Origin of the sequence: Modicisalibacter luteus DSM 23508, assembly GCF_000378505.1 — a bacterium.
Lineage (GTDB): Bacteria > Pseudomonadota > Gammaproteobacteria > Pseudomonadales > Halomonadaceae > Modicisalibacter > Modicisalibacter luteus.
This window is the reverse complement of the sequence record NZ_KB899996.1, coordinates 153382-175751: the sequence shown is the minus strand read 5'-3', so window position 1 is coordinate 175751 and position 22370 is coordinate 153382. Positions and strand designations below refer to the sequence as shown.

14 protein-coding genes are annotated in these 22370 nt (G+C 57.7%); 9 read left to right on the top strand and 5 right to left on the bottom strand.

Annotated elements, in window-relative coordinates; all coding sequences use genetic code 11:
* Positions 1 to 173 precede the first annotated feature (173 nt).
* The 3 genes from F568_RS0113180 to F568_RS0113170 are packed head-to-tail and all read right to left on the bottom strand — an operon-like array spanning position 174 to position 2912.
* On the bottom strand, positions 174 to 566 hold the full coding sequence (locus tag F568_RS0113180) for a RidA family protein (protein WP_019019208.1): 393 nt from the start codon (positions 564 to 566) through the stop codon (positions 174 to 176).
* On the bottom strand, positions 563 to 2047 hold the full coding sequence (locus tag F568_RS0113175) for an N-acyl-D-amino-acid deacylase family protein (protein ID WP_019019207.1): 1485 nt from the start codon (positions 2045 to 2047) through the stop codon (positions 563 to 565). The genes F568_RS0113180 and F568_RS0113175 overlap by 4 nt, the downstream gene beginning before the upstream one ends.
* Position 2048: 1 nt before the next feature.
* Complete coding sequence (locus F568_RS0113170) at positions 2049 to 2912, bottom strand: MurR/RpiR family transcriptional regulator (protein ID WP_019019206.1); 864 nt, start codon at positions 2910 to 2912, stop codon at positions 2049 to 2051.
* A gap of 163 nt (positions 2913 to 3075) precedes the next feature.
* Here F568_RS0113170 and F568_RS0113165 point away from each other — a divergent pair, with 163 nt between their 5' ends.
* The 9 genes from F568_RS0113165 (at position 3076) to F568_RS0113125 (ending at position 18533) form a co-directional block, all read left to right on the top strand.
* Positions 3076 to 4302, top strand: a complete 1227-nt coding sequence (locus tag F568_RS0113165; RefSeq protein ID WP_019019205.1) for an amino acid deaminase — start codon at positions 3076 to 3078, stop codon at positions 4300 to 4302.
* A 377-nt stretch (positions 4303 to 4679) separates the two neighbouring features.
* A complete protein-coding gene (locus F568_RS0113160; protein WP_211213442.1) occupies positions 4680 to 5966 on the top strand; it encodes an ATP-binding protein in 1287 nt (428 codons plus the stop codon).
* Positions 5963 to 7297 carry a response regulator c-di-GMP phosphodiesterase, NosR family gene (gene nosR, locus F568_RS0113155; protein ID WP_019019203.1) on the top strand — a complete coding sequence of 445 codons (1335 nt, stop codon included), beginning with the start codon at positions 5963 to 5965 and terminating at the stop codon, positions 7295 to 7297. Before F568_RS0113160 ends, nosR begins: the two co-directional genes overlap by 4 nt.
* A gap of 247 nt (positions 7298 to 7544) precedes the next feature.
* The gene (locus F568_RS0113150; RefSeq protein WP_244874809.1) at positions 7545 to 8081 is read left to right on the top strand and encodes a GTP-binding protein; all 537 of its coding nucleotides are present in this window, start codon (positions 7545 to 7547) and stop codon (positions 8079 to 8081) included.
* Complete coding sequence (locus tag F568_RS0113145) at positions 8074 to 9201, top strand: sensor histidine kinase (protein ID WP_019019201.1); 1128 nt, start codon at positions 8074 to 8076, stop codon at positions 9199 to 9201. Before F568_RS0113150 ends, F568_RS0113145 begins: the two co-directional genes overlap by 8 nt.
* A 9-nt stretch (positions 9202 to 9210) precedes the next feature.
* Positions 9211 to 11460: an ATPase, T2SS/T4P/T4SS family gene (locus tag F568_RS0113140; protein ID WP_019019200.1), complete on the top strand. Its 2250-nt coding sequence runs from the start codon at positions 9211 to 9213 to the stop codon at positions 11458 to 11460.
* Between the two features lie 2 nt (positions 11461 to 11462).
* Positions 11463 to 14852, top strand: coding sequence for a PAS domain S-box protein (locus F568_RS25430; RefSeq protein WP_019019199.1), 3390 nt, complete (start codon positions 11463 to 11465; stop codon positions 14850 to 14852).
* Positions 14853 to 14866: 14 nt separating this feature from the next.
* Positions 14867 to 15328: a response regulator gene (locus F568_RS0113130; RefSeq protein ID WP_019019198.1), complete on the top strand. Its 462-nt coding sequence runs from the start codon at positions 14867 to 14869 to the stop codon at positions 15326 to 15328.
* Positions 15321 to 18533, top strand: coding sequence for an EAL domain-containing protein (locus F568_RS0113125; protein WP_019019197.1), 3213 nt, complete (start codon positions 15321 to 15323; stop codon positions 18531 to 18533). Before F568_RS0113130 ends, F568_RS0113125 begins: the two co-directional genes overlap by 8 nt.
* 60 nt (positions 18534 to 18593) lie before the next feature.
* On the opposite strand, the gene F568_RS0113120 is transcribed toward F568_RS0113125, so the two are convergent.
* Both F568_RS0113120 and F568_RS0113115 read right to left on the bottom strand, forming a co-directional pair.
* The gene (locus F568_RS0113120) at positions 18594 to 20636 is read right to left on the bottom strand and encodes a CocE/NonD family hydrolase (protein WP_019019196.1); all 2043 of its coding nucleotides are present in this window, start codon (positions 20634 to 20636) and stop codon (positions 18594 to 18596) included.
* 55 nt (positions 20637 to 20691) lie between these two features.
* The gene (locus tag F568_RS0113115; RefSeq protein WP_019019195.1) at positions 20692 to 21990 is read right to left on the bottom strand and encodes an ATP-grasp domain-containing protein; all 1299 of its coding nucleotides are present in this window, start codon (positions 21988 to 21990) and stop codon (positions 20692 to 20694) included.
* Positions 21991 to 22370: the final 380 nt, after the last annotated feature.

The window sequence follows — 22370 nt, the reverse complement described above, 5'->3', positions numbered from 1 at the left end:
GGCCTCTTATACTTGTTGGCTCGGTCGTTGCCGCGACCGAGGCAGTGGTAGAAACGTGTTTACCGCTGTAGCGAGTGGCGTCGAGGCCTTGCCGGGCCTCGACGCCTTTTTGTTGCCTGTGGTATTACCCGCGGGTTGCCGCCCTTAGGCTGTGATGGGTTCTGCGATCGTGCTTAGGCGCGGTCGGCGCGATAGCACTTGACGTCGACCTCGACCTTGCAGTCGACCACCAAGTCCTGAACGCTGCAGATGCGCGCCGGTGGGTGCCCGCCGAAGACCTCGGAGAAGACCTTGTTGAACGAGGCGAAGTAGCGGGCGTCGGTGAGCACGGCGGTGACGTGAACCACATCTTCGACGCCATATCCGGCCTCGTGCATGATCGCCAGACAGTTGTCGAAGGCTAGCCGTGTCTGTTCGACGATGCCGCCCTCGACGACTTCACCGTCTCGCATCGGTGTCTGCCCGGACACGAATAACCATCCCCCGGCCTCGGTGGCTCGGGCGAAGGGCAGTTTCTGGCCACCGGTGCCGATGCCACCTTCCGTGCCGTAGCGCTGAATACTCATGGGGTTGTCTCCTTTGTCTGTGGGGGTATGGGTAGCGGTGAGAGCCGCTGATAACGGCGCAATAGCTGTCCGGCACGTTGCCCGGTGGGCGCACCCTCCCGGTAGCCGACCACACCGTTGACCATTACCATGACGATGCCTTGGGCTGCGGCAATGGGATGGGTGTAGTCGGCGATATCCGCAAGGCGGGCAAGATCGAACAGGGTCAGATCGGCGTAGGCTCCTTCACGGACCACGCCACGGTCTTCCAGTCCGAACTGCGCCGCGGACAGACCGGTCATCTTGCGAACGGCCTCGGTCAGCGGCACTAGCTGCAGGTCACGGCTGTAATGGGCCAGGACTCGAGGAAATGCACCCCATAACCGAGGGTGAGGATGCGGGTCGTTGGGCAACCCGTCGGAGCCGATCATCGCCAGTGGGTGAGCGAGTATGCGACGCATATCGTCCTCGCTCATGTTGTGGTAGACCGCGCCGGCCGGTTGCAAGCGCCGGGCGGCTTCCAACAGGGTCACTTCCCATTCCTCGGCGATGTCGCGCAACTCGCGCTGTGCCATGTCGGGGTGTGAATCCGACCAAGTGATGAAGATCGCGACCTCGTCAGTGACCTGGCCAAGGTCCAGCGTCGACGAGCCGGCAGTGTAGGGGTAACAATCGCAGTGCACGCGGTGATCGCGCGCCGCTGTTTCGAGCTTGCTCAGTGCTTGTGGTGCGCCTCCCCAATTGCCGGCACCCGCGCACTTGAGATGCGAGATAACCAATGGCGCCCGGCCATGACGGGCCGTGGCGAAGGCTTCTTCCATCGCCTCGTGCAGACCGGCGAATTCGTCACGCAGGTGCGTGGTATAGACTCCACCGGCGTCACCCACCTCAACGACCAGTGAGTGGATTTCGGTGTCGGGCGCATGAAAAGCGTTGCGGTAGGCAAGGCCTGTACTCAGCCCCAGCGCGCCGGCATCGAGCGACTCGCGTAATGCCTCACGCATCTTCATTATCTCGGCATGGCTGGCGGGACGAGCGAAGTCGCCCATGGCCTGGCTGCGCAGGCTGGTATGTCCGACCAGGGCGGCAACATTGACCGCAGGCCGGGCTGCATCTACGGCGGTGGCGTAGGCTTCGAACGTGGGATAGCGGAAGTCTTCGGCGCGCCCCAGAAGGTTCATCGGGTCGGGCACGTCACCGCTTAGGGCCACCGGGCTGGCGCTGATTCCGCAATTGCCGACGATTACCGTGGTCACGCCCTGTGACAGCTTGGGGAGCATCTCGGGGGTGCGAATGACGTTGGTGTCGTCGTGCGTGTGCACATCGATGAAACCGGGAGCCAGGCAAAGGCCGTCACCGTCGATGAGCGTCTCAGCGTCGCTGTCGGCCAGGTCGCCCATGGCGACGATGCGTTCTCCGCGAATCGCCACATCGGCGCAGAATGGGGCAGCGCCGGTACCATCAATAACGGTGGCGCCTCGAATCAGGGTGTCATACGTCATGTCAGTCTCCCAACGGCTGGCGGTCGCCGCCACCGCGGTGAGCGTCGAGGGTAATCTTGAGCCGACGCAGCTTGGCGCGGGAGCGATCCTGATGACGCAGGGCCAACTCCAGCGCCAGCACATCGATGGCTGCAAGCATGGCGTAGCGCGAGGCCGAGGGGTGATAGATGAAGTCGGTTTCTCGGGCAGCCACAGGCAACACCACGTTGGCGGCATCGGCCAGCGGCGATCCATGAGCGGTGATCGCCACCACGCGAGCGCCGTACTGACGCGCTATGAGCGCGGCATCGACCGTTTCGGGGGTGTAACCACTCACCGACAGGGCCACGATCACATCGTCGTGATCCAGTGTCGAAGCGACCATGCGGGGCAACAACGATTGTGGATAGGCACTGATAGCGTAGCCTAGCCGTACCAGTCGAAACTGCAGCTCCTGAGCGAGCATGGTCGAGCCGCCGCCGGCACCGAAGACGAGAATCTGGCGGGCGCCATCGAGCAGCTCCACGGCGGTGGACACGTCGGCCTTTTCCATCAGCTCACGATTGAGCGAGAGGGTCTGGCAAGCGATGTCGTAGACGGCATGGAGACCGTTGACCTCGCCGGCGTCCTGGATAAAACGCCGCCCGGCAGCTAGCGAACGAGCCAGCCTCAGCTTGAGGTCACGCACATTGTCGCAGCCGACGGCGCGGGCGAATCGAGTCACACTGGCCTCACTGACCTCGGCGCGCTCGGCAATTGCGTTGATACTGGCCTCGCTGACGAAATCGATATCGGCAAAGATCAACTCGGCGACCTTCTTTTCGGCGTCGCGCAGCCCGGCAAAATCATTGGTAATGCGCGAGAGAATGTCGATGTCCTGGGTCACCACTATCTCCTGGTCTGAGAGGCGTGGAAGCGAATGGCTTGCCTAGAAAGCAGAATATGTTAGTTTCTAACAATAAATCAAATTATGTGATATTTAATATCACGGCAGGTGTCGTCGAAGGCACTAACGCTATACCTGACGTGGCGTGAAAAGGGGGAGCGTGATGCGCGAAACGAAACGGAAGGCCAACACCACGACGTTGGGGGACAAGGGCACGCCCGAGACAGGGGGATCACTGCTGACCGGGGTCAGCCTGCCGGCGGCGGCAATCTTCGAGGCGCCTCTGGCGCATAACCTGGCGTGGATGCAGCGCTTCGCCGCGTCTCATGGGGCCTATCTCGCACCGCACGGCAAGACCACCATGACGCCGGCATTATTCCAGAGACAGCTCGAGGCTGGCGCCTGGGGCATTACCCTGGCCACGGCGCCCCAGTGCCGAGCGGCCTTCGCGGCTGGCGTACAGCGCTTGCTGATGGCCAATCAGTTGATCGGCGAAGCCAACATGGCGATCGTCGCCGGGTTGATCGAGGCAGGCGCCGAGGTCTACTGCGTGGTCGACTCCACCGCCAACGTCGAAGCGCTGGGGCGCCATTTCGCTGCCGCCGGGCAAACGCTCAATGTCCTGGTTGAACTGGGTGTACCCGGGGGGCGCACAGGCTGCCGTACGCTTGAACAGGTTCTCGGCGTGGCACACAGCGTGGCTGCCCAACCGGCACTGCGCATGGCCGGTATGGAAGGCTACGAGGGTGTAGTGCATGGCACGGACCCGGTGCCGGCAATTCGTGACTATGCTGCGCAATTGATCGCCTGTGCCCAGCGTCTCGACCAGGATGGCCTGCTTGCGGTAGAGGCACCGATCATCACTGCCTCAGGCTCGGCCTGGTACGACCTGATCGCCGAGGCGTTCGATGCCGCCGAGCTGCGTGGACGGTTCGTGCCGGTACTGAGACCGGGCTGCTACGTGGTTCACGACCATGGCCTGTACCGAGAGGCGCAGAGAGGCGTGTTGACGCGACGCCCCGACCTTCATGAGGGGCTGCTGCCAGCTCTGGAGGTATTTGCACAGGTGCAGTCGTTGCCCGAGCCGGGGTTGGCGATCATCGCGTTGGGCAAGCGTGATATCGGCTTCGATCAGCTACCCGAGCCGCTGCGTCGATACCGTGAAGGGGGCAACGCCAAAGACCTGTTGAGCGTGGCGGGGTGGAAGGTGACCAAGTTGATGGATCAACACGCCTTTATTGCCCTGCCGGAAGGTGCCGGTGATGTCCGGATAGGGGATATCGTGGCGTTCGGTGCGTCGCATCCTTGCCTGACGTTCGACAAGTGGCGGCAACTGTGCCTGGTTAATGAGGGGCTGGATGTCGTTGAGCAAATGCAAACGTCTTTCTAGCCAGCCTGCTTGCCTAACACGCCGCTAATGCTTGGTTTATCTAACTGTTAGCGGCTTCTCCAGCAGAAACTCCCTACCTCAGTGAACGCCATGTTGGTTGATAAGGGACCAAACTGGGCGCTATTGCACGCGAATGAGCAAAAAATTCCTAAAAATCTCTCCGCCCACTCAAGAACGGGCTTTCCTGGCCGATAACGCAATTAGAGTCTAACGGCCCGCGCCGAACCGCAATTGGCTGTTCTGTCTGCACCTTCAGTTAACCCTTTGATCATGCAGGCAGTGCTTCATTTTTCTATATCGTTCCGTGAGTGACGCTAAACGTGAGCACCTACCCCCTGCCAACCTCGCTGCCGGCCACATCACCCTGGGAGTCTTCCTTGGATAGTTCTCATGCCTCCCTGATGCTCGCTATGGTTGAGCGTATCAACCTGGGGTTGATTGTCCTCGACCAGGATTTGAAGGTTCGGTACTGGAACGAGCTGGTTAGCCAATGCAGTGGCAAGTCGCTGGCGCAGGCCGAGGGGCACGCTTTCATCAGCGTCTTTCCCGAAGCGGATAATGAATACTTCCATCAGGTGATTAACCAGGCCAGTGGCCAGGATGAGCTTAATAGCCTGTCATGGGAAAAGGGCTATAGCCTGATTCAGCTACCCTTCAGGCCTCCCGAAGAAAAGGTCATGCCCGTACAGAGCTGGCAGCTGTTTCCCTTCGTTAGCGAAGACAGGAAAGTGCACTACGCTCTCGTATTGCAGCGGGACACCGACCGGGTCGATACCGCCAAACCCTGTCCTGCAGAGCCAAGCGCAGGAGCGACACGTGAGGTTGCGCAAAAGCACCTCATTGAGCAGTTGGAAAAAGCCAATAACCAGCTACTTCAGTCAGAGAAAATGGCGGCTATCGGGCAGCTTGCTGCCGGGGTCGCCCATGAAATCAACAACCCTATCGGCTATGTATCTTCCAATCTCAAGACGCTAACAGGTTACGTAAAGGACTTGCTGCGTATCATCGATTCTGTGGACCAGGCAGGGGATATTACTGAGCTCAAGCAGCTCAAGCAGAGCCTCGAATACGAATACATCAGAAGCGACGTGGAAGACCTGATAGCAGAATCAGAGGATGGCCTTGGGCGGGTCAAGAAGATCATTACTGCACTCAAGGACTTCTCGCACATCGATGAAGAAGAGTTCCGCCTGGCAGACCTTCATCGTGGCATTGATACCACCCTCAACGTGGTCAAGAGCGAACTCAAGTACAAGGCAGAGGTCGTCAAGGAGTACGGGGACCTTCCCGAGGTCGAATGCATTTCCTCTCAGATCAATCAGGTCATCATGAACCTGCTGGTCAATGCCGCACATGCCATCGAGGAATTCGGCTGTATTACGCTGCGTACAGGCGTCGAAGAAACATGGGTCTGGATCGAGGTCGAAGACACTGGCAAGGGCATGGATCCCTCCCTGCTTAATCGCATTTACGAGCCATTCTTTACCACCAAGCCGGTAGGCAGGGGAACCGGGCTTGGCCTATCGCTTTCCTACAACATTGTCCAGAAACACCATGGGCGAATCCAGGTATTTAGTGAAGTCGGCCGTGGAACACGCTTCCGGGTGTGGTTGCCAGCGCAACAGCCAGCCACGTCAGACGCCAGCAAAGAGATTGGAGTATGAGCGAGCAGTGCCTGGAAGCAGCAACCCCGACATTGCTGCTGGTCGACGATGAAGAAAATATCCTGAGAAGCCTGAGGCGGGTGCTCAGGAACGAACCATATACACTGCTCACAGCGAACGGCGGCGAACAAGCCCTGGACCTGATGAAAGCCCAGCACGTGGATCTGGTGGTCTCCGACGCCCGTATGCCGGGCATGGATGGCGCCACATTGCTTGCCGAGATACAGCAGCATTGGCCGGACTGCCTGAGCATTCTGCTCACCGGCTACGCTGATATCAGCACGACGATCAGGGCCATCAACGAAGGACAGATATACCGCTATATCAGCAAGCCCTGGGACGATGATGAGCTTCGCTTGATTATCCGTCAGGCGCTCGACTACCAGTTTGCGGAGCGTGAGCGACAGCGGCTGGAGCGACTCACGCTGGCGCAAAACCAGCAGTTGCAGGAGCTGAACGCCGACCTCGAGAATCGGGTAAGGGCAAGAACGGCGGAACTGCAGGAAGTCGCCGATATGCTCGACCTTGCCTATGCCGAGCTCAAGCGCAGCTACGTCACGGCCACTGAAGTATTCTCATCACTGATCAATCAGCGGTTACCGCGTGACTTTCAGACCAACGGCCGGGTCGTGGCACTGGTCAAGGCTTTCGCACAGCACCATGAGCTGGATGAAGCAACGAGCCGAAACCTGGCCATGGCTGCTGCGCTCTACAATCTCGGTAAGCTGACCTGGAAAGACAGCCTGTTCACCCGCCCTTCGGATCTGCTCTACAAGGAAGACCTTGACCAGTATCGCCGCTACCCCGAGCTTGGCGAGAGCTTGCTGATGACACTCGAGCCCCTGCGTGAAGCAGCCATGCTGATACGTCATCACCAGGAACGCTGGAATGGCAGTGGCTTTCCGGATCACTTGCGTGAGATGGAGATTCCGTTCGGCGCACGACTGCTGAGGCTGGCCGTAGATTTCGTTGAGCTTCAGCAGGGTACGGTACTCGCGCGCAACCTGGAGCGTGACGAGGCTCTAAAGTTGCTCCAGAAGTTTTCTGGGCGATTCTATGACCCAGAGCTTTGTGAGCAGTTCGTCAGTCTGTGTATCGAGCAGAAGCTGGATACCACGCTCGCCGATGATACGGTCCTGGTGGTTGATACGCTCAAACTGGAGCCAGGCATGGTCATGGCACGCTCTCTTTATGCCGAAAATGGCACGTTACTGCTGAACGAAGGTAAAGAGCTGGATGCGTGGCTTATCGATAAGCTGATCAAGTTTGAAGCGACGGAATCGGCAAGTTATACGCTTCATGTACGTCAGCCTCAGCCCGAAGCTGGATAAGAACAACCCACCATGAACCGGGCGACCACACAGGCCAGGAAGCTCTTCGTCTCTGGAGAAAGAGACGAACTGGATAGTGTGGACTCGCCCGTCGAGCAATCAGGGGCTGATAGATATGGCTACTTACTCTTCCAGCGAAAACAAGCTGGTTCTAAAGATCGTCTATTACGGTCCCGCACTGAGTGGAAAAACAACAAATTTGATGCAATTGCATTCGCAGCTACGGCCCCAGCGCAAAGGTGAGCTCATGGCACTGGAAACACGGGATGACCGTACCCTGTTTTTCGATATGTTGCCCATTGGCTTGCGCAGTGAAGGCGGGCTGGATCTACGTGTGAAGCTTTACACCGTTCCTGGCCAGGTGCAGCACGACAGCACGCGCAAGGCGGTATTGTCGCGGGCAGATGGGGCGATATTCGTTGCCGATTCCCAGCTCAATCAGCAAGACAACAATGCCTTTGCCTTCGATAACCTGGCGGCAAACCTTCAGAAGTTGGGCATGGATATCGAGCAGCTGCCTCTGGCCGTGCAGTTCAACAAACGCGACCGGCAGGATGCAATCGAGGAGCACAAGCTACGGGCACGGTGGTCCTCGACTCCGTGGGCGCCGCTGACCCTGGCGAGCGCGCTCAATGGGCAGGGTGTCGTGGAGAGCTTTCGCCAGTTGCTGGGTCGTCTCTACCCGGCTGTAGACGCCGAGTTCGCCCTGGCGCGTGACCACGCCATCGATTCCCAGGCATTCATACAGAACCTGAGCGCTACTGGCGGGCCCTCCAATGCGTAACTATGAAGATGACTTTGCGCTGGATGACTTGCTGTCGCCGGCGCATCAGGCACGCCTGCTGGAATTGCTTGGCAAGCTGAGCGGCGCCTCCTTTGCGCTGAATGCCCATGATGACGGAGCATCACGGCCGCTGGAGTTCAACCTCGATACCCTTGGCTGGTTGAAGGCAGAGCTTCCGGCGGAGCAGCATCAGGCAGCTGTGCGGCTTTACGAGCTGGTGCTTTTCTATGCGGGCAAGTACCGTTTGGCGGCAAATTTGCATCACGATGCCACTGAAGCCAGTTATCTTGAGCTACAGCAGAAACATGCCGCGGTGCAGGCGTCAGAGGAAAAGTACAAGCAGTTAGCCCAACGGCTGACGCAGCAAGTCGAAGAGCAGGTCCGGGTTATAAAGAAGGCCCAGCAGGAACTCTACGAAAGTGCCCGCCTGCGCGCGGTCGGGCAGTTGGCGGCTGGGATTGCTCACGAGATCAACACGCCAATCGGCTTTATTGGCAGCAATCTGCGTGTAGCCAATGATTATCTCGACGAGCTTGAAGCGAGCCTGCCGGATAGTCATGAGACAGCCATGCTGTTTGAGGATTTCCATGCCCTCCTCGACGAATCGTCGAGTGGCACGAAGCGTATCGCCCGCATCGTGTCGGATCTCAAGACTTTTTCCAACATCGACCAGGCCGACTTTGCGGCCTGCGATATCAACGCACTGATCACGACCGCCTGCCGCCTGATACAGGCAGAGCAGAATCAGGTCTTGCCTCTCAGCCTACGCCTGGGGGAGCTGCCCGAGGTCGCCGGCTATCCAGCCAAGCTATCCCAGGCGTTTTACAACGTGCTCGATAACGCGACCAAGTCCCTTGAGGCGGGAGGGCAGATCCGTGTGGCGAGCCGAGTGCAGGATAATGCCTTGGAGGTGCTCATTGAGGATGAGGGGTGTGGTATGCCTGACGACATTCTCGCGCGCGCCTTCGAGCCATTTTTTACCACGCGAGACGTCGGTGCCGGCAGCGGCCTGGGGCTGAGCGTGACGAGAGACATCCTCGTGGCCCATCGGGGCGAGGTCCGCATGGAAAGCCGGCTGGGTGAAGGCACTTGCGTGACCCTGCGTATACCGGTGAACTGAGGAACAGCCGTGGATAAGCGTTACACCGCCCTATTTGTCGATGCCGCTGTAGAGGATAAAAGTCCGCTGCTTGCAGCGCCGACAAGACCGTATCGGCTGCTGCTGGTGGACGACGACCCAGGCATCCTGGCGGCGCTGCGACGCGTTTTTCAGCGCGAGAACTACGAGCTGTTGTTTGCCCGGAGCGCCGAGGAAGCATTGTCGCTGCTGGAAAGCTCTCCGGTCGAGCTGGTCGTCAGCGACTTCAAGATGCCCGGCATGAATGGCAGCGAGCTGTTGCGTTATGTTCGCAAACAATGGCCTGAAACGCTGCGCATCATGCTGACTGGCTATGCCAATACCGAAGCGGTGATGGGCTCGATGAAGGAAGGGGCGGTCTACCGTTTCAACCTCAAACCCTGGGATGATGATGATCTCCGTCTGACCGTGGCCCTGGCCCTCGAGCAGTACGAACTTCGGCGCCGCAATCGTATCCTGGCGCAGGAGAGCCCCAGGCACGCCGTCAACCTGGCGCCACTGAACAACCTGGATGCAGGCAAGCGTAACCGGCTGGCAATGCTGCTGCATAGAAAAGGTCTGCTTAACGTCCGGCAGATACAGCATCTTCACAAGGCAATGCAGACTGACAGGGCGCCGGTTCTGAGCCATCTGCTCCAGCATGACTGGGTAGATCTTCAGGCAGTGCATGCCCTGCTGCGCGACGAGTGCTTATGCGAAGATGTCGACCTGCGCGAATTCCTGATCGACCCGTCCCTGTTGGCCATTATCCCTCATGCGATATGCATTCAGCAGTGGGTTTTGCCGCTTCGTATCGTGGGGCAGCGTCTCGACCTGGCCATGGCCGACCCCATGGATACGGGGCTGATCGAGGCTCTGGGAACGATGACCGGCTACGATATCCGCCCCCTGTTGTGCGATGTCGGGCAGGTTCAAGACAAACTGGCTGAAACATTGGACGACGCAGGGCAACACGCTGCCGGACAGACAATGTCTGACGGTGGCGATGATGACCCCTATGAGGGAATCGAACTCGTTTTCGACGAGGAGGAGAGCCCGGAAGGCCTTGAACAGTTATTGGGCAGTTCGGCAGACCCTCCTGCCATTCGCCTGGTCAATGCCATTATTCTTGAAGCCCTGCGCCTTGGCGCCAGTGCTATCCATATTCATCCGCGTACCCATCATGTTGCGGTGAGTTACCGCATCGACGGGGTGTTGCAGGACAAGATTCAGATTCCATTGGCGCTGATGATGTCCGTGGTATCGCGGATCAAGATGATGGCCGAACTCGATATCACCCAGCGTCGGCACCCCCAGGAAGGGCGCATTACGGTCAAGATGCCGATGCGCATCGTCGACCTCGATATCACACTGTTGCCTACTGTGCATGGCGAAAAAGTCGCCATTCAGATCCTCGAACGCCAGGCCGCCGCGCGCTCGCTCGGCGACTTGGGCCTGTCGCCACATAACGCCAGGCGCTTGCTGCATGCGAGCAGCCAACCCCAGGGGATCATGATAGCTGCAGGGCCGACCGACAGTGGCAAGCTATCCATGCTTTACGCCCTGCTACATCATGCGTCCTCCGCAGAGAAGCACATCATCACCTTGGACAATCCGGTGAAGTACCAGGCCGACCTGGCCGGACAAGTTACCGCAAACAAGCGATCCGGGCCGGATTTTGCCAATCTCTTCCACACCACGTTGCAGCAGAACCCCGACATCATTCTGCTTGGTGAGCTCCGCACCGAGGAGATCGCGACTGCGGCCCTTGAGGCGGCGGCCTCCGGCCATCTGGTGCTCTCGACACTGCGCGCGCACTCCATTGCCTCCGTCATGGCTCGCCTGACTGAGCTGAAAGCGGGGCCGTATGCGCTGGCGTCTGCCCTGGAGGCCATTTCCGTTCAGCGCCTGGCCAGGCAGGTTTGCCCACATTGCCGAGAAGAGGTCTCGCTTTCGTCTGAGCAGGCAGAGCGTCTCGGTAAGCGGCTTTTCGATTTGCAATCGCGTTTCTATAGCGGGCGCGGCTGTCGTCATTGCCATCAGGGTTACAAAGGACGGGTTGGCCTGCATGAAGTGCTGCTCATGAACGATGCCTTGCGGGAAGCCGTTGCGCAGGGCGTAAGCCCTTGGCGATTCGAGGCGTTGGCAAGGGAGCAGGGCATGTCCACGCTGCTCGATGATGCGTGTGAGAAGCTGCGCCAAGGGCTGGTCTCTCCAGACGAGATTCTACGCCTGCTCGGTCCCCAGGATTTCAAAGGTTAGTCATGTACGTACGGTACGATGTTTATCACGTTTATTTTTATGTTCTCGCCTTTTCCCTGCTGACAACGGGGGGGATTGCGCTGATCAGCAGTGCCGTGCCATCGGACTTGCATGCCATGGTAATCGCGCCAGGAAGCGCCCTGTTTCTGGCGCTGGCCGGATTCACCATTTTGAGTATCCTGCGTCACTGGCGGGGTGCGTATTTTCTTTCGTTGGGCCTGCTGCTTGTCATGGCGCTCTTTCAGTTGGCAGAGAGTGCTGGTAGCGGTTTGCCCTTGCCTGGTGCTGTTGGCCAGGGCGCCTTCCGGATTCAGAATGCGCTGGCACTCGTGGGCTTGTTCGTCGTGGCTGCCTGCCTCGCTAATTCATGGGCGCCGTCCCGGAAATGGCTGAGCGGTACGCTGGGGCTGGCTATTATCGTTGCCGGCGTGCTCTCCCAACTGTCCTATGGGGGGTATGTACCGGAGAGCGCTCGACTGAGCAGGGGACTCGAATCCCCAATCAACATTGATCTGCTTGTCGTACTGCTGGGCGGCGGCATGGGGTTGCTGTCCTTCCTGCCAGGCCGCACACAACGCCTTGATAGGCGATCGATTCTTATCAGTTTGGGGGGGGCTTTCCTGACCTGCCTGGTGGGGTATCTGCTCAGTCAGCAAGCCATTCATTCAACGAGTCAGCGGGGCGAGCAATTTCTGTCCAGGGTTCAGGCAGATACCGAGCAGACGCTTTCGGTGCAGCTGGCTTCGGTGCAACGCATGGCCACACGCTGGGAGGCGGCCGGCCGGTTACCTGCCCAGCATTTCTGGAGGCAGGAAGCTTTCAGTTATCTTCAGGACTACCCCGATATAGAACTGATCACTGTCCTGGATGAATCGCTACACCCTTTGTGGCTCGAGGAACGCGTAGTAGGGCCGGGAGAGCGGCTTCAGCACCTGCAGGCGATCGCTGCGCAGGGTGACTGGCTAAGCCATATCCAGACTAGCCATGAGCCTCATCTCAGCCGCGCGATACACCTCAATGCGACGGACAACAGCCTCCTGTTGGCAGCTCCGTTTCGCTTGGCTGAATCAGGCGGAATCATCGTTGCTAGCCTGGATCTCAGAGGCGTCTTGAGTGATGTGCTCAGCGATGAGCGGAACCACTTTGCCGTCCAGATCTATCAGGATGAGCAGCTGCTTTTTGATTCAGGCCGCGCGAAAGACGAAGGGCTGCCAATCATGCTCGGTGAAAATACATTGTCGCTACACCACGATATTCGTTGGCGCTTGAGGGCCTATCAGAATTCCCGCGACATGCATCCCTCTGCGGTGCTACCCGCGCTGGTCATCCTTTTCGGTCTTTGCTTCAGCTTCTTTCTAACGCTGAGCCAGCGTCTGGCGCATCTTGCCAACGAGCGATCAAGGCATCTGAAACATCTCAACCGAGAGCTGGAGAGCAGCCTACAGCAGCAAGCTAATCTGGAGGCATGGAATCAGCGGGTTACCCGCTATTCGATGGATGTACTCTGCACGTTCGATGAGCACGGCCGCTTTACCCAGGTCAGCCCTTCTTGCGAGAGCGTTTTCGGTTACCGTCCCGAAGAGATGCTCGGCCGGCGATTCGTTGATTTTATTATTCCAGAAGACCGTGAACGCACCCTGGCGGTCTTTTCGAAAGACATGAATCTGGGCGGAAGGCAGGCTCCCCTGTTCCGCAATCGCTATCGTCACAAGGATGGCAGTACGGTTCATGTGGCCTGGGCGGCTGTCTGGTCTGAAGAGGAACAAGCAAGTTTCGCGATTGCACAGGACATTACCCGGCTTGCCCAGAGTGAAGCCTTCATCGAGGAACAGCGTCGCATCCTGGAGATGATATCGACCAACTCACCATTGGCAGCGACGCTTAACGCCATCTGTGAAGTCGGTGAAGCGCGTTTCCCCGGGGCACGGTATTCCATACTGCTTGTGGATAACGAAGGGCAGCGGCTGGTGCATGGTGCGTCGCCTAGCCTGCCGGCAGAGTTTATCCAGAAGGTCCACGGCATGCTCATCGGGCCGGGCATGGGCACCTGCGGTGCCGCGGCGTTTCACCAGGCCCTGGTCGTGACGGAAGATATTGCCAATGACCCCAACTGGGAGGCCTACCGCACTACGGCCTTAAGTCATGGGCTGCGTGCCTGTAGCTCCACGCCCATCAAGGACCGTAGCGGAAGGGTGCTGGGGACGTTTGCCATTTACCAGAACGAGACACGATCGCCGTCCACGGAGCAGTTGGAGTTTATCAGCGCCTACGCGCATCTTGCCTCCATCGCTATTGAAAGGGAGCGGGATCGCCTGAGCCTCGAGGATAGCGAGCAGCGCTATCGGTCACTGTTTGACCACAATCCCAATCCGGTCTTTTCGTTCGATGCCGAAGGCAACATTCTCAGCGCTAATCAATCTGGCTGTGAGCTGTCGAGCTACACAAGAAGTGAAATCCTGGGTAGGCATTTCTCGGAATTTGTCGATAAGCAAGACCTGCCACGTGTCCTGGTGCATTACCAAGCCGTCCTGGCTGGCGAGGCCCAGCGCTACGAAGTGAAATTGCAGACGAAGCAGGGCGACACTCGGGAGATGGACATGGTCAACCTGCCGACCATCGTCGACGGCCAAGTGGTTGGCGTATTCGGGGTGGGCAAGGATATCACCGAACATAAGGCAGCCGAGAGGGCCCTGCACGCTACGCTACGTGACCTGGAGCGCAGCAATCGGGACCTTCAGGACTTTGCCTTTGTTGCTTCGCACGACCTGCAGGAACCCCTGCGCAAGATTCAGGCATTCTCCGAGCGCTTGCGTCTCAGGGCTGGCGGCCTGGATGACGAAGGGCGGGATTACCTGGCGCGAATGAACTCGGCAGCCGGCCGCATGCAGGGTCTGATAAAGGATTTGCTGGCCTATTCCCGGATCAGTACACAATCCAGGCCCTTTGTTACACTCGACCTGAACCGCATCCTGGCGGAGGTGCTCCAGGACATGGACATGACCCTGCAGGAGAGCCAGGCGAGCATCGATGTGGGCGCATTACCATCGGTCCAGGGGGATGAGACACAAATGCGCCAGCTGTTGCAGAATCTGGTGAGTAACGCGGTCAAATTCCATCAGAAGGATAACCCGCCCCAGGTTCGAGTCCATGCAGAGGCGGTAACGGATGACCAATGGACTCTCTGTGTGGCTGACCAGGGCATCGGGTTCGACGAAAAGTACCTTGACCGTATTTTCAACCCGTTCCAGCGGCTACATGCCAGGCAGGCCTATGCCGGAACGGGGATTGGGCTTGCCATAGTTAAGAAAATTGCGGAGCGTCATGGGGCACAGATAACCGCTACCAGCCGGTTAGGGCAAGGCACTACGTTTCGAGTCACCTTTAAGCGATAAATGGGGCAGCCAGTATGCAGACAAAACAGCCCATCCATATTCTGGTAGCGGACGATGACCCGGACGATTGCTTGCTGATGAAGGAAGCTTTCAACGAGAGCCGCGTGGCGAATACATTACATTTTGTCCATGACGGTGAAGAGCTGCTCGCTTACCTGAAACGCCAACTGCCTTATTCGGATGCTCAGCAACACCCCACACCGGGACTGATCCTGCTTGATCTCAACATGCCGTTGATGGACGGCCGAGAAGCCCTGGCAGAGATCAAGGCGGATGAGGCGCTACGCTATATTCCTGTTGTCATCATGACGACCTCTTCCGACGAGGAAGACATCATTCGCAGCTACGATACCGGCGTGAACTCTTTCATTACCAAGCCGGTGAGCTTCAATGGCCTGCTTGATGTCGTTCAAGCGCTGGGGCGTTACTGGCTGCAGGTTGTCGAGTTGCCTGCAGGGGTAAACCGACATGATTAGAGATGGCTTGCTACATGTTCTGCTTGTCGATGATGACGAAGACGATTTTCTGATTACTCGTGACCTGCTGCGACAATCCGAGAGTCTTTCCTTCGAGATTGAGTGGGCTGCTTCTTACGAAGAAGGACTCGACGCGCTTCAAGGTCAGAGACATGATCTAGTCCTTATTGATTATCTACTAGGCGCCGTGCCCGGAACCGAGCTCATCCGCCAGTCGAACGAATTGGGCATTCGCCTCCCCATGATTCTGCTCACAGGCCATTACGATGCTGAGCTCGATGCACAGGCAATCGAGCTAGGGGCTTCTGATTATCTGGTGAAGGGCGAAATTACCAGTGGGCTGTTGGCGCGCAGCATTCGCTACGCCGTGGAGCGTGCACGGTCAGTCGACATACTGGCCGAGAGTGAAAGACGTTACCGGTTACTGTTCGAAGCCAATCCCGAGCCGATGTACATCCATCACCGGGAAACGTTGGCTATCTTGGCGGCCAATCAGGCGGCGTGTGATCTGTTCGGTTATTCCCAGCAGGAGTTCCAGGAAAAGACGATTCCCGATTTGCTTGCTGCCGAAGAACATCAACGCTTCGATGAGCACTATGAAGAAATCGATGAGCCTGATGCGCCCTATAAAGTGGGTTCGTGGGCCTTGCAGGCTAGCCAGAACAGGCTCGTGTATGCAGACCTCAATGTCCATGATATTGAGTTCAATGATAATCCGGCACGTCTGGTAATGGTAAAAGACGTTACCGAAACTATTGAAGCCAAGGCCGAAATAGCGCGAAAGGAAGAAACCTTTCGCCAGCTGCTGGAAGATAACCGGGATGCCGTCCTGCTGTTGGATTTCACGGGTAGAGTGCGCTATGCCAACTCTTCCGCAGGCCTGCTGTTTCGTTGTGACTACAATGCGCTATTGCAGAGGAAGTTCGACGTACCCAGGCATGACAGTCTCTTCGAGTGGTCTGCACTAGCGAACGACGGCAGTGAAGTCGCCGTTGAAGTGCAGCGCTCAACCACGGAGTGGGATGGCGAGACCATGCAGCTATTGTCGCTGCGGGACATTAGCCAGCGCAAGGAAGCGGATAGGCAGTTGCATCTTCTGCAACGGAGTATCGAGGCAAGCTATAACGGGATTGCCATTGCCGATGCCCAGGCGCCCGATATGCCGATCATTTATGTCAATTCGTCCTTTGAAAGGATCACAGGCTATAGAGCAGCAGAAGCGATAGGCAAGAATAGTCGCTTTCTTCAGGGGGCGGATCGCGAGCAGTCCGGCATCGAAGAGATTCGGGCGGCATTTCAGGAGAAGCGCGAAGTCCATACGGTTCTGCGTAATTTTCACAAGGATGGCTCGCCTTTCTGGAATGAACTCTATATCGCGCCCGTAAGGGATGAATCGGGGTTGGTGACCCATTACATCAGCGTCCAGAGCGATATATCCGAGCAGAAGCGCTTCGAATCGGAACTGGCTTATAACGCCAGCCATGACGTGCTCACCGGCTTGCCGAATCGCTCGCTGCTCGAGGATCGCGTGGATCAGGGCTGCCAGTTAGCCAAGCGCTCCGAGCGTAAGTTGGCGGTCGTGTTTATCGATCTTGATGGTTTCAAGCCGATCAACGATTCCATGGGCCATCTCGCTGGCGATCAGGTGCTCATCGAGGTTGCCAGGCGCTTGAGCCAGCAGACCAGGCCTGGCGATACCGTTGCCCGCCTGGGCGGTGATGAGTTCGTGCTTCTATTACCGGACCTGGAGCGTGAGGAAGACGTTCTGCTGGTGGCTGAAAGTGTCATTGAGCGGATCGCGCTTCCTTTTCATGTCAACGGGGTGGAACTGCGTATTACCGCGAGCGCCGGCATCGCTGTCAGTGATGGTTTAGAGGAAGAGCCAAGAGCGTTGATACAGCGGGCTGATTTGGCAATGTACAAGGCCAAGCAGCACGGCCGGAACAGCTATCAATGGTATACCGAGGACCTTAATGAGCAGGTCAACGAGCGTCTAACCCTGAGAAGCGACATACAAAAAGCCTTGGAGAGGGAAGAATTCGAGGTTGTCTACCAGCCTCAGGTGGATAAACATGGCAGAACCATTGTTGGCGTTGAAGCGCTGATCCGATGGAACCATCCGGAAAAAGGGCCTATCCCCCCCTCGGCATTTATTCCCGTTGCGGAGCATACCGGACAGATATTTCCCATTAATTTGTGGGTTATGGAAACCGCCTGCCGATATATCAAGCGCCTTAACGACCAAGGTCTGGCTTGCCCCTCGGTTGCCGTGAATATCTCTCCCATGCAATTCCAGCGACCCGGTTTCGCTGAAAGTGTCCGTAGCGTTCTGGAAAGAACCCAGCTCGATGCCAGTTTTCTGGAACTGGAAGTCACAGAGAATGCCCTTCTGGGGGATGCCGAACATGCCATCCTCACCATGTACAAGCTGAAGAAACTTGGGTTGAGAATCGCTATTGACGACTTTGGGACCGGCTACTCCAGCCTGAATTACCTCAAGCGATTACCTATCGATAAAATAAAAATCGATCGCTCCTTCATCAGGGAAATCATCAGTGACCAACACGATGCCGCAATTGCGCAAGGAATAATCTCCATGGCTCATCATCTTGGCCTGCCGGTTCTTGCCGAAGGGGTTGAAACGGAACCGCAGTTTGCCTTCCTCAAGAAGGTTCACTGCGATGCATTCCAAGGCTACTACTTCGGTAAGCCCATGTCCTTCGATGCGCTTACAGACTTCCTGCACGAGAATCAGAGTACACCGGAGAAGCGCAATGCCGACAGCATCGAGGAGGACTCCCAGACACTGCTCCTGCTGGATGACGAAGAGAACATCCTGCGTGCCCTGACGCGGGTACTGCGGCGTGAAGGCTATCGAATATTTACCGCCAGTCGTGCTCAGGATGCCTTTGAGTTATTAGCCAAGCATGATGTTCAGGTCATTATCTCTGATCAGCGCATGCCGGAGATGAACGGCACTGTTTTCTTCAGCCGGGTCAAAGAGTTGTACCCTGACACTGTCCGCATCGTGCTTTCGGGCTACACGGACCTTAAGTCAGTCACCGATGCGATCAATCAGGGTGAAATCTACAAGTTCCTGACCAAGCCCTGGGATGACGAGCAACTACGCAAGGAAGTCAGATCCGCCTTCAAGCATTACGAGACCGATCAGGCGAAAGATGAGTTGCCCTGGAAGACGCACTAGACAAAAAAAGCCCCCCGGAGGAGATGTGGGGGGCCAAGCTTGCTGGAGGAGCAACAAGAATCACATGTGATCTCGGGGAATGGTACGGTCCCAGTTTTCAGAATAGACCCGGTAGCCGTCTTCGTAGGCGTCGAGTTCGGCATGTATCTCGAAATCAGTCCGGGTGCACGTCAGTACGGTGCGCGTCACGACCTCGATATCCCAGTCGTCGCGCTTGAAGCCGCGCTCGGTGTAGGTCTCGCCACGTACCGAGGTGAAATCGTCGTCCACGTAGGAGTACCACTCCCGAGTGCTGCGCCGGATTTCGGTACCGATCTCATCGATGCGGAATCCGCCCTGGTCGTTGACGACTTCCATCGTCGACTGCTTTCGGGCGAGATCCCGGTGCAATAGCCAGTTGTGCTCGCTGGGCTCCAGGCGCGTGGTCTCGACCGCCGGGGCCTCTTCGGGCTCCTCGAAGGGGCGCAACCTGGCATCGTCGGCTCGGGTCTGGCGCACGGGCAGGTGCAGGGCACTCTTGGCCGGGTAGATAGTAAGTTCCACGGGCTCGGGGGGTACCCAGGCCAGCGGCCAGTAGGATGTCGATACCGAGACGCGCAATTGATGCCCTGCAGGGAAGTGCTGGGCGATGCCATTGAGCGGCACCCTGACACGATAGCGCTTGCCCGGCTCTATATGCTCGGGGTTAGCATCGCTATCGCGATGCGACAGGTTGAGCAGGCCGTAAGTGATGCGCGTGGACTTGCCGTCGGGCGCTACGTCCGACAGGCGCACCGCCACCATGGCTTGCGGCTTGTCGGCGCTGAGCTCCAGCTCCAGTTCGGGGCGACCCGCGATTTCCAGTGCCTCTTCCAGTACCGGGCCACGGAATACCAGCGAGCCACCATCTTCCTCGCGCTGATCGCCTGGCAGGTCCGGAGTGGCTGCGTAGGAGCACCACTTGCCGGCGGACTGGCCCACGCTCAGCGGCGATTTCACGGTCAGCGATACCTCATCGGCCGTATCCTCGAGTGGAGCATCCTCCTCGCCTTCCTGCCCGATCCGGTGCGGCCCGAGCGGGTAACGCCGTTGTTCGATGTTCGGCGATGGCCACTGTTCCTCGCCGATCCAGCGACCCGGACGATCCTCGTAGGAATTATCCGGTGGTACGTGATCCTGTAGCCAGGCACGCAGCATGGGCTCGTCCATGATGCCGGTGTCCTTGCCCTTGAGCCAGTAATCCCACCAGCGCAGGGTTTCCTGCAGGAACCCAATGGCCGGGCCGGGAATGCCCTGATGGGGATACTTGTGCCCCCACGGCCCGATCAGTCCAATACGCGGCACGTCAAGATGGTCGAGCAGACGGAAGACCGTGTTGGTGAAACCGTCGGCCCAGCCGCCAACGGCGAACACCGGGCACTGGATCGCGTCGTAGTGCTCGCATAGCGAACTCTTGCTCCAGTATTCGCTGCGTCGCTGATGACTCAGCCAGGAGTCGAGCCACAGACCGCTGCCCTTGAGGCGTTCGAACCACATGTCACGCCAGCGATCACCGACAATCTCGGGGTCCGGCGGCAGACTGTTGAAGGCAAACATGACGGTGGCTTCGGAGAGGTTGTCGCCCAGCAGACAGCCACCCATGTAGTGCATGTTATCGGCGTACAGGTCGTCGCTGGAACAGACACTGATGATGGCCTTCAACTCAGGGGGCTGCTTGGCCGCCACTTGCAGGCTGTTGAAGCCGCCCCAGGAGATACCCATCATGCCGACGTTACCGTCGCACCAGGGCTGCTTGGCAATCCAGGCAATGCAGTCGACGGCATCTTCCTGTTCCTGCTGCGTGTACTCGTCGATCACCGTGCCGTCGGAGTCCCCGCTGCCGCGCATGTCCACACGCACACAAACGTAACCATGACCGGCCATGTAGGTGTGGTTGTTGGCGTCACGCCCACGGGTCAGGTCCCGCTTGCGGTAGGGAATGTATTCCATGATGGCGGGCAACGGCTCGTTCTCGGCCCCCTCCGGGACCCAGATACGCGCAGCCAACTGTGCGCCGTCGCGCATGGTGATGAACGTATTCTCGATGATACGGACGTCGTAAGGGTACGAGGTCACCGTTTTCATCGCTCCTCCCTATCCTGCTGAATATGTCGTCGGCAAACTGCCTGCTTGACGTCGCTTAGTCCTCGACGGGGTCGAACTCGAAGTGCAGCGCCTCCAGGCAGGCGTGATAGCGCTCCCTGATCTGATCGTGCGAGTCTGCACCCAAGTAGATGGTGCCCAGGTGATAGGAGAAGCTGTCCTGATTGGACAGGTCGCTCAAGCGCATGCCGGGTTCGACATCCAGCTTGACCTTGGTGCCGGGGAAACGCTCTCTGAGCTTCTCGAGCTCCGCCAGGCTAGGGACGCGCTTGACGATGGCATCCTCGTGCGGCTTGTGGATGATGCATTTGGCGGCCACGGGAAACTGCCCTTGGCGGTTAGGCATCGAGGGGCGTTGGCCCAAGGCAATGTCGATGGCCACTTCATGGTTGGACATGCCATCGACCATGATGAACATCTCGCTGTGCGACTGCGAGATACGCGTATTGAACTCGACCAGCCATAGCTTGTCGTTTTCCTCGTCCCACATGAACTCGGCGTTGAAACAGCCATTGTCGTAGCCGATGTGTTCAAGGAAGCGCTTGCAAGCATCGATCATCTGGCGCTGGATGCGCTCGGGCATACTCGAGGGATATTCGAGCCTGTCATAAGGTGCTGGCCCCTCATCCTTGGGCTGATCGAATACACCGTGAACATTGAACTCGCCCTGGAACACCGTGCCTTCGGGTGCCCCCTGCGTGCCGGAAATGATCTGCTCGGCAATGCAGGTATTACCATTGGCCTGTTGAATCTCGGGCGGCAGGTCGGCGTGTTCCAGCGCCTCATTGAACGGGTCGCCGAAGTGACGAATGCTCTCGCGGGTTTCTTCGATGGCAGCATGGAACTGTTCTGCGTTCTCGATCTTGAAACCAAGCTGTGAAGAGAATGCCTTGACCGGCTTGAGCCAGAAGGGATAGTCGAGAGTCACCTGCTCCAGCGGGTTCTCGGCGAAGGGGTCGACGGTGCAAAAAGCCGGCACCATTTCGGGAATAACCTTCTGCTGCTCCAGGCGGCTCCAGTATTTATGTTCGCACTTGAGCACGCTCTCCAGCGGGGGCGCTGGAATGCCAAACTCGCGACAAAGGATTGGCACCAGCACACTGGTAGGAAAGTCCCAGTGAGCGATGATGGCGTCGACACTGCCAGTGAACTGTTTCAGTTCATTCAGCTGCTGGCGGGCCTGGATTAGCACCTTATTAAAAGAAAGGTTCGTCGGCTCGACGAGTGTCGGTATGTCCAGAAGCCCATGAATGGAAAGATCGTCGGCGTTGCGTAGGGTCTCCAGCTCGATGCGCTGCAATTCCTCCAGCGCAGGGATGAATACATTCCTTTTCATCTACATGCCTCCATGGCGTTCTTGAACAAGCGCTTGGTTGACCCTTCACTTCCCTATGTCAACGTCTTACTTATTGGCCAACGTAGTCAGAACGGGCAGCAATTGCTATGCCATGTACCTGTTCGAGCAGAAAAGTTACTTTTTAGAACGGAGTGAAACGTGAAGGTAACCAGGAGAGCGGCACTTAAAAGCTCTCGGTAGATGAAAGAGCCGAAAATAAGCTCGAATCACTACGCGTTTGGGAGCGTTACACGGCGCCCTGTCATTCGCGTGTCCGAGATTGGGTATGAACAATCGTCAGCAAGTTGATCTTAATTAACTTGTTCAGTGTCTAAGAAAATATCCAAATTCAATCCAGGCTTCATGACATTGGGATTCTT

Bases quoted from the DNA above. Each gene is read 5' to 3' on its own strand.
- F568_RS0113180 (WP_019019208.1), bottom strand. From the start codon at position 566: ATGAGTATTCAGCGCTACGGCACGGAAGGTGGCATCGGCACCGGTGGC.
- F568_RS0113175 (WP_019019207.1), bottom strand. From the start codon at position 2,047: ATGACGTATGACACCCTGATTCGAGGCGCCACCGTTATTGATGGTACC.
- F568_RS0113165 (WP_019019205.1), top strand. From the start codon at position 3,076: ATGCGCGAAACGAAACGGAAGGCCAACACCACGACGTTGGGGGACAAG.
- nosR (WP_019019203.1), top strand. From the start codon at position 5,963: ATGAGCGAGCAGTGCCTGGAAGCAGCAACCCCGACATTGCTGCTGGTC.
- F568_RS0113150 (WP_244874809.1), top strand. From the start codon at position 7,545: ATGGCACTGGAAACACGGGATGACCGTACCCTGTTTTTCGATATGTTG.
- F568_RS0113145 (WP_019019201.1), top strand. From the start codon at position 8,074: ATGCGTAACTATGAAGATGACTTTGCGCTGGATGACTTGCTGTCGCCG.
- F568_RS25430 (WP_019019199.1), top strand. From the start codon at position 11,463: ATGTACGTACGGTACGATGTTTATCACGTTTATTTTTATGTTCTCGCC.
- F568_RS0113130 (WP_019019198.1), top strand. From the start codon at position 14,867: ATGCAGACAAAACAGCCCATCCATATTCTGGTAGCGGACGATGACCCG.
- F568_RS0113125 (WP_019019197.1), top strand. From the start codon at position 15,321: ATGATTAGAGATGGCTTGCTACATGTTCTGCTTGTCGATGATGACGAA.
- F568_RS0113120 (WP_019019196.1), bottom strand. From the start codon at position 20,636: ATGAAAACGGTGACCTCGTACCCTTACGACGTCCGTATCATCGAGAAT.
- F568_RS0113115 (WP_019019195.1), bottom strand. From the start codon at position 21,990: ATGAAAAGGAATGTATTCATCCCTGCGCTGGAGGAATTGCAGCGCATC.